Origin of the sequence: Brevibacterium antiquum (genome assembly GCF_016107655.1) — a bacterium.
GTDB classification, from domain to species: Bacteria; Actinomycetota; Actinomycetes; order Actinomycetales; family Brevibacteriaceae; genus Brevibacterium; species Brevibacterium antiquum.
Genome location: NZ_JABASX010000001.1, coordinates 487,195 through 503,098, shown reverse-complemented (window position 1 = coordinate 503,098; position 15,904 = coordinate 487,195). Strand labels below are relative to the sequence as shown.

General features: G+C 63.5%; 11 protein-coding genes. 7 read left to right on the top strand and 4 right to left on the bottom strand.

Annotation, left to right across the window (positions count from 1 at the left end; translation table 11 throughout):
• Positions 1-38: 38 nt before the first annotated feature.
• A complete protein-coding gene (locus JFC13_RS02310) occupies positions 39-1,199 on the top strand; it encodes a protein kinase family protein (protein WP_332839314.1) in 1,161 nt (386 codons plus the stop codon).
• A 61-nt stretch (positions 1,200-1,260) separates the two neighbouring features.
• Here the strand turns inward: JFC13_RS02310 and JFC13_RS02305 are convergent, their stop codons facing one another.
• Positions 1,261-4,446: an ATP-dependent helicase gene (locus JFC13_RS02305; protein ID WP_198395480.1), complete on the bottom strand. Its 3,186-nt coding sequence runs from the start codon at positions 4,444-4,446 to the stop codon at positions 1,261-1,263.
• Positions 4,446-7,682, bottom strand: coding sequence for a PD-(D/E)XK nuclease family protein (locus JFC13_RS02300; protein ID WP_198395479.1), 3,237 nt, complete (start codon positions 7,680-7,682; stop codon positions 4,446-4,448). Before JFC13_RS02300 ends, JFC13_RS02305 begins: the two co-directional genes overlap by 1 nt.
• A gap of 97 nt (positions 7,683-7,779) precedes the next feature.
• Here JFC13_RS02300 and JFC13_RS02295 point away from each other — a divergent pair, with 97 nt between their 5' ends.
• Positions 7,780-8,373 carry a TetR/AcrR family transcriptional regulator gene (locus JFC13_RS02295; RefSeq protein ID WP_232488043.1) on the top strand — a complete coding sequence of 198 codons (594 nt, stop codon included), beginning with the start codon at positions 7,780-7,782 and terminating at the stop codon, positions 8,371-8,373.
• A 91-nt stretch (positions 8,374-8,464) separates the two neighbouring features.
• A complete protein-coding gene (locus JFC13_RS02290) occupies positions 8,465-8,686 on the top strand; it encodes a DUF3107 domain-containing protein (RefSeq protein WP_198395478.1) in 222 nt (73 codons plus the stop codon).
• 126 nt (positions 8,687-8,812) lie between these two features.
• Here the strand turns inward: JFC13_RS02290 and JFC13_RS02285 are convergent, their stop codons facing one another.
• Positions 8,813-9,445 (bottom strand): ferritin-like fold-containing protein, encoded by a 633-nt coding sequence (locus JFC13_RS02285; RefSeq protein ID WP_198395477.1) that lies wholly within the window; start codon positions 9,443-9,445, stop codon positions 8,813-8,815.
• A gap of 61 nt (positions 9,446-9,506) precedes the next feature.
• Between JFC13_RS02285 and JFC13_RS02280 the strand changes: the two genes are divergently transcribed.
• A complete protein-coding gene (locus tag JFC13_RS02280) occupies positions 9,507-10,976 on the top strand; it encodes a DEAD/DEAH box helicase (RefSeq protein ID WP_198395476.1) in 1,470 nt (489 codons plus the stop codon).
• Between the two features lie 136 nt (positions 10,977-11,112).
• Positions 11,113-12,213 carry an acyltransferase gene (locus JFC13_RS02275; protein WP_198395475.1) on the top strand — a complete coding sequence of 367 codons (1,101 nt, stop codon included), beginning with the start codon at positions 11,113-11,115 and terminating at the stop codon, positions 12,211-12,213.
• Between the two features lie 27 nt (positions 12,214-12,240).
• Here the strand turns inward: JFC13_RS02275 and JFC13_RS02270 are convergent, their stop codons facing one another.
• On the bottom strand, positions 12,241-13,098 hold the full coding sequence (locus JFC13_RS02270) for a PHP domain-containing protein (RefSeq protein ID WP_198395474.1): 858 nt from the start codon (positions 13,096-13,098) through the stop codon (positions 12,241-12,243).
• Between the two features lie 79 nt (positions 13,099-13,177).
• Between JFC13_RS02270 and JFC13_RS02265 the strand changes: the two genes are divergently transcribed.
• Complete coding sequence (locus JFC13_RS02265; protein WP_198395473.1) at positions 13,178-14,692, top strand: aminopeptidase P family protein; 1,515 nt, start codon at positions 13,178-13,180, stop codon at positions 14,690-14,692.
• Positions 14,689-15,765, top strand: a complete 1,077-nt coding sequence (locus JFC13_RS02260; RefSeq protein WP_198395472.1) for a P1 family peptidase — start codon at positions 14,689-14,691, stop codon at positions 15,763-15,765. Before JFC13_RS02265 ends, JFC13_RS02260 begins: the two co-directional genes overlap by 4 nt.
• Positions 15,766-15,904 lie beyond the last annotated feature (139 nt).

Here is a 15,904-nt window from a genome sequence, read left to right as displayed (position 1 = left end):
TCCGGTCTCCGGCCGCGCCAGACGGTAGATTGGGGAGGGTGAATACCAAGGCGCTCAAGTTGGCAGCTGTCGCGGCAACGATGCTCGAAGACTTTACCCCGACGCAGTGGGTCCCCCTGCCGTCACTGGGGTTGGGAATCAGAGTGTTGCTTGACGATGGTCAGCAGCAGTTGGTTGCGACGGCACAGACGAGTCTCGATCGATCCGCAGACACCGGTTCGGCCGCTGAAGCTGCTCGAATCTACGACACGATGTACCCGCATGCCGGGTTCACTTGGCCCCATCTGCGCGCCATCATCGAGGTTGAGGCCGACTACTTCGATACGTCTGCGCCCATCACGGTGACTCTCATCGAGCCCTTGCCCGGTGCCCCCGTAGGCGATCAGGCCATCGCTGACATCGCGCGGGCGAGCTCGTTGGCACAGGCCCTGGCCACCCTGCATTCGGCGGCTCCGGAATCGATCTCCGAGGCGGGGTTCCCCGTCGAAGACCCGTCTCGTTTCCAGTTTCAGATCTTGGAGCGCCTCGATCAGGCCGCAGCCACGGGCCGGGTGCCGGCGGATCTGCTCCAACATTGGGAAGAGGAGTTCGAGAAGGTCTCCCTCTGGCGCTTCCTCGCCACCCCCATCCACGGAGCGATCGACGAGACGAGCGTCTACACCGACCAGGAGCGGGTGCTCGCGCTATCGGGAATCGAACGTCTGCGGGTCTCCGATCCTGCCATCGATCTGGCCGCAGCCTCTGCGCTCATCGACCCTGCCGCTGTGCCGACCTTCTTCAGCGAGTACAGAAACTCACGACCCCGCGCCGACGAACATGTGATCACTCGTGCCGAACTCCTGGCCGAGTTCGCTGTCCTCGACTGGCTCCTCGAAGCGGTGGATTCCGGCGATGAGGAGGCTGTTCAGGACGCGGGAGAACTTCTGTCCTCGTTCAACGACGTCCTCTTCGCGAAGGACGCCGCAGCCCCCAATGCCGCTTCCCCCGGTCCGGCCGCCGCGAGCACCGACCACGGCTCAGCTCCAGAGGCGGGTATGGCGCCGGAAGAGCGCGAGGCGGAGTCACAGAGCAAGTCGCAGACCGATGCTGGGCTCGAGACCGAGACCGTCATCGACGAGGAATCTGAACCGGACGATGTTCAACCGGATGACGCTGAATCAGACGATGCTGAGCCCGACGACGGAGTTCACCGCCCCTGATCCGGACCTGGTCCTGAGCTGAGGACCGCATCCGTTCGCCGGCCCAGGCCGTTTCACCACCTCATCTGCTGTCGTTGTCCTCCAGCCACGCAATGATCTCGGCTTCCTCAGGAAGCTGAGTGAACTTCACAATGTCGTCGCTGCCGACGAAGTAGAAGGTTCCCGTCACCTCGGTGATTTCGGGGTGGACACGTTGGATGGCGAAACGGTAGAGAGCCAGCTGCCATTTCATCACCTCAAGCGTCTTCTCATCCGGCTGTTTGGAGGTCTTCCAGTCGACGACTTCAGCATGATCGCCGGTGATGAATACCGCATCGATCTTCCCGGGGACTCTGAATCGGCCGAGGACCAGTTCGAATGACATTTCGATGTGGTCGGCATGCCTGCTCGCGAACTCGGAGTCGATGAACGTCTGCTGCAGACGCTCAATCGTGGTCTTGTCGATGGCCTGGACCTGCTGTTCGTCGTCGACGTCGATGCTCGCCTGTCCGAAATGCTGCTCGACCCAGGAATGGAAGGTGGTCCCGATCTCGGCGGCTCTGCTCGGCGGATTCGGGATCGGGCGCAGGGTCTGGGTGATGAACTGCTGTGGGTCTCTGCGCCACGAGACAAGAGCGGTCGCCGACAGCCGATCCGGGACGCTTCCTGTGCTTGCTGTGCCTGGACGGCTGCTGATCCGCAGTGCCTGTCGCGCATATTCGCCCACGAGCCCCGGGCGCTTTGCCAGTTCGCCAAGACCGGCTGGTGCGGCGGAGCTGACCCATTCGGCCGCACGTCGGGCCGTGGACACACGTTCTGTTCGCGGCACGGGCCAGATGCTTGTCTCGATACGGTCCTCCGCGGATTCTTCGGCAGGTTCCGGCATCTCGACGTCGCGTTGCAGCACTTCGATCGCTTCGGTCAGGAACGGGGACGGCTCGTCGGGGTTGGCTCTGGCACCCATCAGTTCTGCGCCCAACCACAGATGGTGCTTGGCGCGGGTGAATGCGACGTAGGCGAGGCGCCGCTCTTCTTCCTCATGTGCGTCGGCGATGGCTGGTTTGATGAATTCGCTGACCCATTCGTCGAGTGCCTTCTTCGTGTCGAAGTCGGCAGTGCGAAGATCATAGTCAACCAGGTGGGCTCGGTCACCCCGCAGCGGATACGGCAGAGCGGTTCTGTCCATCCACCCCTCTTTGTCACGCGGTTCCGTCGGGAAGTCCTTGACCACAAGTGACGGCACAGCGACTGCATCGAATTCGAGGCCCTTCGAGGCGTGCACTGTCATGATGTCGATCGCGTCTGAGGCGGAATTCGGTTCAGCCACGCTCAGTGAGTCCTTTGCCTCCATCAAGGTCAACCACTCCAGGAAACCCGGCACCGATGGCTGGTCATCGGTTGCAGAATATTGGCTTGCTGCTGACAGGAAGGAATCGATCGCTGAGCGATGAAGGTTGCGCAGCGAATCGCTCAGCCCCCAGATGTCGGAGTCGACTCCGGTTTCGGTCATCGCGGTGCGGATGATCGAGGCGATGGTGCCGGAACCGGAACGGACATGACGCAGAGCTCGTGCCAATCTCACCAGCCGTTCCAGTGCCACCGAGCTGAGACCCGAATTGCGGAAGTTGTTCACCATGGCTCGTGCGCCCCCGGTGTTTGCCGAGCCTGCAAGTGCGTCGGAGAGATCGACGAGTTCGTCGAGGCCTTCGACGATCGTGGGCTGGTCGATGGCCTCGGACACGATTCCCGTGCCGTCAGGGCTGTCCGCCAGAAACTCGGTCAGTCGCAGATCGTTCTGCTTCCGGGTGAATGTCTGCAGAGCGGCGATGTCTGTGGCGCCGAGACCCAGCAGACGACCGCTGATCAGCCTCATCAGACTGTCGCCGGCCATCGGGTCGACGGCGGCAGTGAGGACTGCCCGCAGATCGGCGACGAAGGGGTCGCTCAGGAGACCTGATGAGCCATGCACGTGAACGGCATGACCCGCAGCCTCCAGCGCCGCGGCAACGGGTGCGAAGTGGGCACGTTTGCGGCACAGGACCGCTGTCGACGATCCTGCGGGCAGTGTGGCGACCCATTCGGTCAGTGACCGGAGTCCGACGGTGAGGAAGTCGGGGTCATGCGCTCCCGAGCTGATGTCGATGGCCACGTCACCGTCTCCTGCTCCTGTGCGAGCTGTCAGTGGTTTTTCCCGGCTCCCGTCCAGTCCGTCCGCTGTTCGGTTGGCGACCTTCAGGATCGTGTGGTCGTTGCGCCAGCTGGTGCTCAGGGTCAGCGGCACCACGTTTGAGAAGTCCGCAGAGAAGCGGATCATATTGTCGGCGCTGGCACCGCGCCAACCGTAGATGGCCTGTCGGGGATCTCCCACAGCTGTCACCGCGGTGGAATGAAACAGATCGCGCAGCAGTTTCAGCTGGGCGACCGAGGTGTCTTGGAACTCATCGAGGAGGACGATTGACCACCGCTGCTGCTCGGCACTGCGAGCGGCCGGCACTTCGTCGAGGATGCGTTGTGCGAACCGAACCTGGTCCGAGAAGTCCATGGCCAAGTTGCGACGTTTGGCGCTCATGTATGCGCCGGCCAGTTTCGCTGTCTTGATCTTTGCTTCGAGCTTGGCCCGGCGACCATTGGGGTCCACGGGTTTGCCCTTGCTTGAGACCAGTGCCTGCAGACACTGGTCGAGATAGTCAGTGACCTCCTCGACGTCGCGACCGTGGTCATTCATCGCCGCTGCCAGCGAGATGATGTCGGCGATCATCGTCTCTCGTGCGAAGTAGCCGGGGATCTCCTCTGTTGAGGTTGAGTCGATGATCGAGCCGGCGATGGTGTGAGCAGCGGCGTCATCAAGGAGCACCGTCTCGGGTTCGATGCCGATGCTGACTCCGTGCTCGCTGACGATCGAAGCCGCATAGGAGTTGTAGGTCGAGACAGTGGGGTTGTCGAGACCGGGAAGGCTCATGTCCGAACCCAGCCCGAGGCTGTGGCGCAGGCGGGCCAGGAGCACCCTGATCCGACCACCCAGTTCGCCCACGGCCTTCCGAGTGAAGGTGAGTCCCAAGATCTCTTCGGGCGCGACGAAGCCGTTGGCTACGAGCCACACCACCCGCTGGGAGATCACTGTCGTCTTGCCAGAACCGGCGCCGGCAGTGACCTTCATCGACTGCTGAGGGTCGGCTTCGATGATGATTCGCTGCTCTTCGCTCGGGGGGAACGCCTGAGCAGGGTCGGCGGCGGTCAGGCGGGCCAGTTGTTCTGCGGTGAAGCGCATCAGGACTCTTCCAAGGTCTGGGGCCCGATTGCCGGGCAGGAGGTGCGGACAGGACAGCTCAGGCATTTCTGAGGCTCGACCCTGGCTGGGAACTGGGCAGCCCGCATACGATCGGAGACACCGTTGATGAGGTCGCGGGCCCAGCCCGGATCCTCGTCGATCTCGAGCGCGGCCTGCTCTCTCGTCGTCTGCTTGGAATTGCGCAGGAACACGAGTTCGGCACCATAGGCCTTGGCCTCGATGACCTGGTCCTCGCCGATGGTGATGGTCCCGGAGTTGATCGCCTCCTGGTAAACGCCGAGTTGGGCGTGACGGGGCATCTCCTGACCTCTGACCACGTTCTTTCCGGTTTTGAAGTCGACGATCCGGATGCCGTCCGGCGTCTGCTCGAGCCGATCGAGGCGACCGGTGACCTTCCATTCCTGGCCTTTGTCATCAACCCCGGTGGCGTACACCTGGGCTTCGACGCCGATGGGTTCACCGGGCGCGGTCTTGATGTATTCGCCGAGGCGGTCGGCCATCTTCATCGCCAAGGTATGTTCGCGATCTCGCTCCCATTCCGCGTCGAACTCGAGCGTCGTGAACTCCTTGTCCACGTAGTCGCGGATCGCCGAGGGCGGGCCCTGTGGGAAGTTCTCCGCCGCGGCGTGGATGATCGTCCCCAAGCTCTGCGCCAGGGAACCTGGCCTGTCACCTCCGTTGCGAGTGAGGAACCACCGCAGCGAGCAGTCGGTGAAGGACTCGACCTGGGACGGTGAGACTCTCACCGTGTCTTCGGAGGTGAAGAGAGGCTCAGAGGAGCTGATGTCTTCGATCTCGCGCCACTGTTCAGGTGGTTCGACTGCAGTGCTCGTGGCAGTCAGTGCCGCCAGCAGCTGCGCCCAGGCATCCACGTCTTCGTCGGGCTCTTCCTGAGCCGGTTCAGCTGCGGCTCTCAGCAGTCGTGCCCGAGTGTGTGCAGCCATCTCTGCCAGGGACAGCGGCAGGAGTTCGTCCTCGTGAGTGATGGCGTAGCTGTCCGCTTCTTCTGTGCCCTTCGCTGTCCGCGCCGCGATCACGTCGAAGAAGGGCGAGGGATTGCTCTCGGCATCGGAGATTGCGGTGACGATGACATGCTCTTCGGCGCGAGTCAGCGCCGTGTAGAAGAGTTCGCCCTCTTCACGCAGATTCCTCCGTTTGGCGTGGGCGTGGTAGCCCGGGTCACCGGTCGCGGTCTCACCAGTTGTCAGCACAGAGCTGAGATCATCGAGCCCGAGGATGCCGCCGCGAATCTTCGGGTTGGGCCAGACTCCTTCGTTCACCTCGGCGATGATGACGAGCGGGACTCGCAGATGTGCCAGGGATGACGGGGTGCCGACCTGCACGTGATCGTCTGTGCCGGCCCGCGCAGCCAGGGAATCCTGCGCGATGTCCTGCTCTGCCACGATCCCGGCGAACGAGCGGGCTGTGAATCCGCCACGATCGGAGATCTTCTGCGCCAAGGTGAACAGCCGCAGCACCGAGTCCAGGTGCGAATTCGCCACGGACTCCGGGTCGCGAAGGGCCTCTGACTGCCATTTCTCTGCGACGCCTGAGGCCTCCCAGATCATCCAGAGGGCTTGATGCGGGTCGACCGATCGCACCTCGGCTGCTGCGTACAGCATCCGGGAGATCGTGGCCAGCCCGGTTGGGGATGCGTCGTCGACATCGCTGCGCAGCGCCTGTGCCAGCGAGCTCGAACTGTTCGCAGCCGGAAAATTCTTCCTCACCACACGCTTGAACCGCCTGATCTGCACCGGGTCGAGGCGGACATAGACGCTTCCGGCCAAGGCCAGGGCCTGTGCGGCGATCGATTCGTCGTCGGCGAAGTCCGGGGTGCGTGAGAGCAGCTCGAGCAGCGGTGCTGTGGCGGGGTCGACGCTGAGAGGCTGCATGATGTTCGCGGTGGCCACGCCGGAGGCACTCAGTTCGTTCGCGACGACTCGAGCTGTCGACGTGTTGCGACACAGGACAGCCACATCCGACCATGCATGTCCGTCTTCGACGAAGCTCGTCACTCGACGTGCCAGGTACCGGTAGCTCGAAGCGGCGCCCTCGAACACATGGGTCTCCACCGTATCCGGCAGGTCTTGCGAAGACGCGGGAACAGCGTCATCAACGGCGACCGAGGCCTCGTCTGAGGTGTCAGGCACGCCGCTGGGGCGTGGCATATGGTGCAGGCCCCACCGAGTGGTGATGCGACGGCCGAAGTCATCGCTGACGTTGACGATGTCGGGTCCTGTGCCCTTCACCTCAGGCAGGATCACGGTGGAGAATCCGTCGTCGGCGGCGCTGCGATCGATGATCGAGGCATCAGCTCCGTGGAAACGTCCGGTCACGGTCTCCGGACTGCCGAAGAGCGCCAAAGCACTTCCGCGCTCACGCAGCTGCTCAAGCAGACCCCAGCTGGCAGCGGGAAAGTCCTGAACCCCGTCGGCAAGGACCACGGTGGGCACCGCATCGGGCGCAAAGGTCCAGGATCGGCCCGCGGTCACCTCGGCGGGTTCGCGCAGAACCTCGAATGCCGCCCGCGCCAGGACAGTCGCAGAGTCCGTGCCTCCGTAGCCGGGCATGCTCATGATGTCGAGGTATTCGTCGAGAACCTGGGCCACCGCCTCCCACCTCGGATCGTGATGCCGCTCAAGCGCACGGTCGAGCACGCTGCGCCCGAAGTCGAACACGAACTCGGGTGTCTGCGCGGGCCCGCCGCCGGCGGTCGGGGCAGGAACCCGCACACCGAAATCGAATTCCATGACCCTGTTGAGGAAATCTCGGACCTCGGTCCGAAACGCCGAGGTCGATCGCACCTCCGCGGTGATCTCGGCAGGCCAGGCCGGTCCACGGCCGTGGCCGAGTTCGTGGCCGGCGAGGAGATCGGCGAGGAACACGTCCTGATCAGCGCCCGAGATGAACTCGAGGTCATCGCCGGTCTGCGTCGTGTGAGCAGCGCGCGCAATTCCGTAGGCGAACGATGAGATGCTTCGAGCCGGGGCGGAAGCCAGCACCGCGTCTGTGGGTACGGCGAGACGGTTGCGCAGCACATCAGCATGATCGCGGTTGGGCGTGAGAACCAGCACCGAGGCGGGACTGATTTCGGCCATCAGCTGTGCATACACGGATTCGAGCATCCAGGTCTTGCCCGTCCCGGGACGTCCGACGACTGTCACCGACTCCCCCGCGAGCAGTTTCGCGCTGATCCCATCAGTCACTTCATCCATACTCGTATTCCATCATGAGCCACGGACATGAGAACGATGTGGCCAGACCCGAGCGCGTTGACCGGTCCCGGACCTCGTTTTCGCGTAGCATGAAGGAATGTCAAGCCCGCAACAGAGATTGCCCCGTGAACAGCGCCGTGACCAGTTGGTGGGGGTGGCACGTTCGGTCTTTGCGACTCGCGGATACCGGACCACCTCGATGGACACGATCGCAGAGGCGGCCGGTGTCTCAAAGCCTGTCCTCTACCAGCACTTCGCATCGAAGCAAGACCTCTACCTGGCACTCATAGACGATTCTGCCGCGCACCTCGACACGACGCTCGACGCTGCGATCGGATCAACTGATGATCCTCATGAGAAGGTCCGTGCCACCTATCGCTCCTACTTCGAGTTCGTTGTCTCCCATCGTGAGGAGTTCATCATCCTCTTCAACTCCGATGTCTACGAGCCGGAGGCACAGGAGCGGATCCGCAGCCTGCGAGAACGCACCGCCTCACGTGTCATGACTGCGCTGAAGAGCTACACCGATCTCGATGACATCCAGGCCCGTATGCTGTGCCGGACTCTCATCGGCACCGCTGAGGTCGTCGTCAAGCAGCTCGAGACGACGCCGGAGATCGACGTCGACACCGCCGTCAGCCTGCTCACCCAGATGAGCTGGGGCGGCCTCCAGTCCTTCACGACGAAGTGATTGCGAACTCTGATCTGACGAGGGAAGAAAACACGACCTCGCTGACGTTATGCTGAGGACGACTCACACCACGACCCGTACAAGGAGCACAATGGAAATCAAGATCGGCGTCAAGCAGTCACCGCGCGAAATCGTCATGGAATCTGACGAGACACCGAAGGATCTGGCCGCGCGCATCGAAGAATCCGTCAAGGCCGATTCTCTGCTGTCCTTCACAGACCTGAAGGGACGCCAGGTATTCGTCCCGGCTTCCGCTTTGGCCTACGTCGAGATCGGCACGGAAGCTGCCCGTCGCGTCGGCTTCGGTGCCTGAACGACTGCCTGCACAACCCATCGTGCGCGGATGAACGCCGCATCTCGGTGAATTCCCCGTGAATAGGCTGAGGGCCCGGTTTCTGACCGGGCCCTCAGCCTATTCACTCAGCGGAATCAAGGAGCTTCAGGCCACCAGCCCCAGGGCCGACATCCGCTTCGAGTGGTTGGCCGTCACTGCCGGCATCGAAGCCACCACCAGCTCCTCATCGATGCCCAGAAAAGGATCGGTGAGAAGGCTGCGTGCGCGCCCCAATGTTTCGGCCACGAGCTTGCGTCCCCACAGCGCCAGACGCGAGGCCAGCTGGGTGTCGGCAGCGACGTCGGCCGTCAGGCGATTGCGCACATATTCGGTCGCACGTGTATCATCGAGAATTGTAATTGCCAGGCTGTATCCGGGCTCGCTGAGCTCCTCCACGGCCGTGCGGTAGAAGTCATTCATGATTCCGTCGAAGACGAATCCCTTCATGAGACTTTCGTGCCAGTCACGAGGACGAGTCCGTTCAGCCAGCACGGTGAAGGTCGGCTCGAAATGCTGACAGAGCTCGACCGCATCCTGGCCCAATCGACTGATGTGCTGTGAGAGCTCTTCGAAGTTCGCAAAGGACAGAGAGGCGAGCCGCGCCAGAGTGACTTTATCGTCCATGTGCACCGCGGTAGTCGCGTTGGTGGCCATTCGTTCGAAAGCGGTCAACTCGCCGAACGCCAGCAGCGCGAGCGTAGCAGCATTATTACCGGCCAATGGGGCAGAATCGGGCATAACTCAAGAGTACCGGTTCACGACCATGACGAGCGCGAAGGCGCTAAAAGGAGTTTGAAACATGGCGGAGACAGAACCAGATTTCGCTGAGCTTGGAGTCGCTGGACCGATCGTGGCCGCATTGGCTGCCAAGGGCATCACACATCCCTTCCCGATCCAGGCGATGACGCTGCCGGTGGCACTGTCCGGGGCCGACATCATCGGACAGGCGAAGACAGGAACCGGCAAGACGCTGGGCTTCGGCATTCCTCTCCTGCAGCGTGTCACCGGCAAGAATGAAGACGGCGCTGTCCCGTCAGCCCCGGAGAACACGCCGGACATCGTGTCTGACAGCACCGAGACACGTCTCCCTCAGGCTCTGGTCGTCGTGCCCACCCGTGAGCTGGCCAAGCAGGTCGCTGCCGATCTGGTGACGGCCTCGACACAGCGTGACATCGACATCATGACGATCTACGGCGGCATGGACTTCGATCCGCAGATCAAGAAGCTCAAGTCGGGTGTCGATGTTGTCGTCGGCACTCCCGGCCGCCTCCTCGACCTCTATGGTCGCAAGGTCCTCCGGTTGCACAAGGTTCGCACGGTCGTCCTCGACGAGGCCGATGAGATGCTCGATCTCGGGTTCCTGCCCGATGTCGAGAAGATCATCAACGCTGTGCCCGCGCACCGTCAGACCATGCTCTTCTCCGCCACCATGCCCGGCGCGGTCATCACCCTGGCCCGCCGCTACATGAGCCGGCCCACCCATATTCGCGCCCACGACAACGAAGATCTGTCGCTGTTGGGCAAGAACACGGCTCAGTACGTCTATCGTGCCCACTCGATGGACAAGAGCGAACTCGTCGCCCGGATGCTGCAGGCCGAGGGACGTGGACGCACCATCATCTTCACCCGCACCAAACGGACCGCGGACAAGCTCGCCGCCGAGCTCGGCGACCGCGGCTTCGCGGTCAAGCCGCTGCACGGCGACCTCGGTCAGGCGCAGCGCGAGAAGGCCCTGAAGTCCTTCCGCGACGGTCAGGTCGATGTCCTCGTCGCCACCGACGTCGCGGCACGCGGAATCGACATCGACGATGTCACCCACGTCGTGAACTACCAGTGCCCAGACGACGAGAAGACCTACGTCCACCGCATCGGCCGCACCGGCCGTGCCGGCAACACCGGCATCGCAGTCACCCTTGTCGACTGGGACGACATGCCTCGCTGGCGACTGATCAACAAGGCCCTCGGACTCGACCATGACGAGCCGGCCGAGACCTACTCGACGTCGCCGCACTTCTTCGCCGATCTCTCCATTCCGAAGGGAACAAAGGGTCGTCTGCGCCGACAGCAGACCGAAGGCACCGAGGACCACTCCGGACCCAAGAAGCCCGAACAGCGCCGAGGCGGTTCCTCAGGTCGCAGCGGTTCCTCCGCGGGTGACGAAGGACCGAAGAAGCCACGACGCAACCGCGAACGTCGACGCACCCGTGGCGGCAGGCCTGTGGGACGCACCTCGAGTGCCCCCAGCGACAGCCAGCCCTCCGCGGAATAGGCAACAGGCCCCACACAGGCGCAAGATGAACGAGCGGCTCCGACCACTATGGTTGGGGCCGCTCGTTCATCTTGCGTTCAATTCGTGCCCAGACAATGGCGGAGCCCATGTCGTCGAGCATGAACGAGAGTGAGTTTTGTTCGGTTCACACCGACCGGACGCGGAGTCCGTCGCAGCAGCACAGGATGGTATCCGTCCCCAGATCCAGACTCAGGAATTCCCTCTCGCCTCCCGGGGCCACCGAGATGACGTCGACGTCATGCGTGTCCTGGCTGGACTGACCGTGATGGTCGGTCACTCCGGTGGAGTCCTCATCGGACGAGGTCAGGACGCGGACAGCAATGCCTGGCTGTTGGGCCACCTCGCCGAGGCGGTCAATCCGTGGGCGGTCCCGATGTTCTTCATGATCGCCGGCTGGGCGACCCTCGTGGGTGCGCCTCCGAAGTCGGGGGCGAAGGTGTGGGACCGCATCATCCGTCACTTCGTGCCGCTGTTCGCATGGTCGATCATCTTCATCCTCGGCTTCAATCTCTTCGACAGCGACGGTGTCGACGTTCGCCACGATCTGGTCCGAACCTTCCTCGAGGCCGGCCGGCCTGCATTCCATCTCTGGTACCTCTACGCCTATATCCCGCTCATCCTCGTATTCGGGACCCTTGTGCTGTTCTGGCGCGGACAGCGGCCGTGGAAGCTCGCCGGCCTGTCCGTCGTGCTGGCCTGTTCGAGTGTGTGGGCGCCGTTCGTGCTCGAGCAGCTCGGTTCCAGTCAGGACGCGTGGAAGTGGGGCATTGCAACCTACCAGGTGGTGTACTTCTGCATGGGTGCATTCTTCATCCACTATGCGAAGGACCTTCGTCCGCCGATGTGGACGTTGGTACTCGCCTTCGGAGTCTGCGCGGCCGGAGTCTTCTGGTGGGAATCGGACTACGAGTATCCGATCGCCAATGCAAATCCGCTCATCGTGGGACTGGCGGTCAGCGTCATCCTCATCATCTCCCGCATCGAACTGGGCGAACGCACGAAACGCCTCTTCACCAAACTGGCGTCGGCCTCATTCGGCGCATTCCTCGTTCATGTGTTCTTCCTCGAACTGTTCTTCGAGCATCTCTTCGTCGTCGAAGCCTCGCCTCTGCTGCTGGTCGTGCAGTATGTGGGCTACCTCGGACTGACCGCGGTCCTGTCCTACGCGCTCAGCCTCACATGGGGAAAGCTGCGCCTACGCAGGATCCTCGGTTGACACCGGTCGGCACCCAGCGGCTGTGTCTCAGCCCTGAATGAAGTCGACTCCCCCGGGACGGGAGTTCGCACGGTCGAGGAGCTTCGCGAACATGTGGTCCGAGGTCGCGTGCTCGCCCAGGCGGTTGGGCTTTCCGGTGCCGTGGTAGTCACTCGATCCGGTGATGATGAGGTCGTGGTCGTGGGCGAGCCTGCGCATGACCTCACGTTCACTCGGCGGGTTGTCACGATGATCGACTTCAAGTCCGTCGAGACCGGCTGCGATGAATTCGGTCATTGCCGTATCGGGAACGACCAGGCCGCGCATCGCGGCACGCGGGTGGGCGAAGACGGAGACTCCCCCAGCGTCTCGAATCAGTGAGATGGCCGTGATGGGGTCGATCGTCGGCAGGCTGACATGGTATTTTCCGTGGCTGGACAAGATCGAGGCGAAGGCTTCGGTACGTGACTCGACGAGGCCTGCAGCCACCAGAGCGTCAGCGATATGGGGTCGACCGATGGTCGCGTCTTCGCCGGAGACGGAGAGAACCGCATCCATGTCGATAGGATAGTCCTCCGCGAGGCGGTCGATGATCAGGTGTGTGCGGTCCAGACGTGCACGTCGAGTCTCCTCGACGACCGCTGCCAAGTCGGTGTCATAGGGGTCGTGGAGGTAGGACAGCAGGTGCACGCTGATTCCCTCATGCCGACACGAGATCTCCATTCCCCGAACCAGACCCAGGCCATAGACCCTTGCGGCAGCCTCTGCGGGCGCCCACCCGGCGGTGGTGTCATGGTCCGTGACGCCGAGTACATCGATGCCTTCCATCGCCGCTTCGGATATGAGTTCGGACGGGGTTTGAGTCCCGTCCGAGAATGCAGTGTGCACATGGAGATCGTTGACCATGCACCCAGTCTATCCGCAGTCGCGCGGGATACTGGTCCTCGTCCCGGCATGGTCTCCAGGCAGTGCCTAGAATGGAAGCATGACAGCCCAGAATGCAGACAGCACCTCGAAGACCCAGGCCCTCGACGATCGCGTCAACAACCGCTCCCACCGCCCCAATTCGCAGGCTTTCCGCGATTTCGTCGCCGAGGGGTGGGACCGAACACCGCTTGACGCCCAGGCTCTCGCCGCAGCCGGATTCACTCCCGCCCGACGGGCGAAGGTCTCCGCAGCCTTTCCCGGTGAGCGACTGGTCATCCCAGCCGGTGGCCACAAGGTCCGGTCCAATGACACCGACTACCGGTTCCGTGCCCATTCGGCATTCATCCATCTGACCGGTCTTGAAGCCGACTCCGAGCCGGATGCCGTCCTCGTCTTCGAACCCGAGGACGACACCCACAGCGTGACCCTGTACTTCCGTCCCCGCGCGGGTTCGGACACCGTCGAGTTCTTCTCCGATTCCCGCTACGGCGAGTACTGGGTCGGACCCCGCGCCGATCTCGAGGCGATGTCGACGATGACGGGCATCGCCACCGAGAGCTCGGCGACGGTCGACGATGCGATCACGAAAGACCTCGGTGCGATCTCCGTGAGAGTCGTTCGCCAGGCCGATGTCCGCATCGACTCGGTCATCGACGTCGCCCGCACTCAGGTGCAGGCCGATCTCGAGACCTCGGAAGCCGGGGATGCCGAATTGGCCCAGCTGCTGTCCGAGCTGCGTCTCCTCAAGGACGAGCACGAGGTCGAGGCTCTGCGTGAAGCCGTCGCCATCACCCGCTCGGGCTTCGACAACGTCATCGCCGCTCTGCCCACCGCTCTCGCTCATCGTCGCGGCGAACGCGTCATCGAGACGGCCTTCGAAACGGCTGCCCGATCCGATGGCAACGGCATCGGCTATGACACGATCGCGGCCGCCGGCAACCATGCCTGCACTCTGCACTGGATCCGCAATGACGGTGCGGTCCGGGACGGGGACCTCGTCCTCGTCGATGCCGGGGCAGAGGCCGATTCTCTCTACACAGCCGACATCACCCGCACGCTCCCTGTCTCCGGAACCTTCACCGAGGTCCAGGCCAAGATCTACGACGCCGTCCTCGACGCATCGGACGCGGCCTTCGCCGTCGCCGCTGACCACGTCAACCGCGAGGTGAAGTTCCGCGAGATCCACGAAGCGGCGATGGAGGTCATCGCCGCCCGTCTCGAGGAATTCGGCATCCTGCCGGTCTCCGCGGCACAGTCGCTGTCGCCGGAAGGCCAGCATCACCGCCGTTGGATGGTCCACGGAACCAGCCACCACCTCGGACTCGACGTCCACGACTGTGCCCAGGCTCGCGCCGAGATGTATCTCGATGCAGCGTTGGAACCCGGCATGGTCTTCACGATCGAACCGGGCCTGTACTTCAAAACCGATGACCTGCTCCTGCCCGAGGAATTCCGCGGCAACGGTGTGCGCATCGAGGACGACGTCCTCGTCACTGCCGACGGCGTCGACAACCTCTCTGCAGGCTTCCCGCGCACCCGCGCCGAGGTCGAGGCCTGGGTTCAGGGACGATGACCATTGGCCCGATCCGGGGCGGGGGAATTCTGGAGATTCCGGGGATCGCTGTGGGCCACGCCGGTCACTTCGCCCCGGATGGGCTGACCGGTGTCACTGCCGTCCTGCCTCCACCGGGAGCCCGGGTGGGCGTCGACGTCCGCGGCGGCGGCCCGGCCACCCATGAGACCGACGTCATCGCTCCCGGCACTCACTCCTACGGTGCCGATGCGATCGTGATCACCGGTGGCTCAGCCCTGGGACTGCAGTCGGTGAGCGGTGTCGTTCGCACCCTCGCCGAGGCAGGGCGTGGATTCCCTGCCCCGGGCCTGACGGACACCGTCGTTCCACTCGTCCCTGCTGCCGCGATCTTCGACCTCGGACGAGGCGATGGGCCCGTGCGTCCGCCCACGGACTCCGACGGGGCGACCGCGGCCCGTGCGGCGCTTCGATCCACCCACGACGGGGCAGAGCCCACCGCGGTCAGGGGCAGCCTCGGCGCGGGTCTCGGTGCTCGTTCGGGAATGCAGAGCATGCGCAGCTCTTTGGGATCCGTCTCGATCCGTCTGCCCGGCGGATACCTCGTTGCCGCGCTTGTGGTGGCTAACCCGTTCGGGACGATCGGGACGCCCGATGGCACGCTGTGGGCGCACCCTCTCCTGAACTCCTATGGGTTCGATCTGCCGAGCATCGGGCATCTGCCCGCGGCTCCCACAACCATGGTGGAGGCCACCTCGTCGAAGAACACGACCATCGCCATCGTGGCCACGAACGCGGCCTTGGATCCTGCCCAGGTCACGCGTATGGCCGCTGGTGCCCAGGCCGGAATCGCCCGCGCGATCCGGCCCTCGCACACGCTCTTCGACGGCGACACGGTCTTCGGCATCGCCACCGGCGAAGTGGCACTTCCTGATGACTTCGCGGCCTCGACACTTGATCAGGTGACGATCACGGCTGCTGCCGCGGATGCCCTGAGCCTGGCGGTCATCGATGCTCACGTCGCCGCTGCATCGGTGGAAGACGCGTGGGGCCAGCCGCCGACGCTCAGCGATGTCGCCCCCGAATTTGCAGGGGCCTTCGCTGCACTGCCCTGAGCAGATCACAGCTGCGGCTCGAACAGCCGAATGCAGACAGAGACTGAGGGCGGGCGCCGACATCAATGATGCCGGCGCCCGCCCTCAGCTGTGCAGATCTGCTTCAGAAGTCTCGCTCTGATTCAGCAGTCTCGCTCAG

Coding starts and splice junctions, on each gene's coding strand:
- JFC13_RS02305 (WP_198395480.1), bottom strand. CDS start 4,446: ATGCGCTTCACCGCAGAACAACTGGCCCGCCTGACCGCCGCCGACCCT.
- JFC13_RS02300 (WP_198395479.1), bottom strand. CDS start 7,682: ATGGATGAAGTGACTGATGGGATCAGCGCGAAACTGCTCGCGGGGGAG.
- JFC13_RS02295 (WP_232488043.1), top strand. CDS start 7,780: ATGTCAAGCCCGCAACAGAGATTGCCCCGTGAACAGCGCCGTGACCAG.
- JFC13_RS02290 (WP_198395478.1), top strand. CDS start 8,465: ATGGAAATCAAGATCGGCGTCAAGCAGTCACCGCGCGAAATCGTCATG.
- JFC13_RS02285 (WP_198395477.1), bottom strand. CDS start 9,445: ATGCCCGATTCTGCCCCATTGGCCGGTAATAATGCTGCTACGCTCGCG.
- JFC13_RS02280 (WP_198395476.1), top strand. CDS start 9,507: ATGGCGGAGACAGAACCAGATTTCGCTGAGCTTGGAGTCGCTGGACCG.
- JFC13_RS02270 (WP_198395474.1), bottom strand. CDS start 13,098: ATGGTCAACGATCTCCATGTGCACACTGCATTCTCGGACGGGACTCAA.
- JFC13_RS02265 (WP_198395473.1), top strand. CDS start 13,178: ATGACAGCCCAGAATGCAGACAGCACCTCGAAGACCCAGGCCCTCGAC.
- JFC13_RS02260 (WP_198395472.1), top strand. CDS start 14,689: ATGACCATTGGCCCGATCCGGGGCGGGGGAATTCTGGAGATTCCGGGG.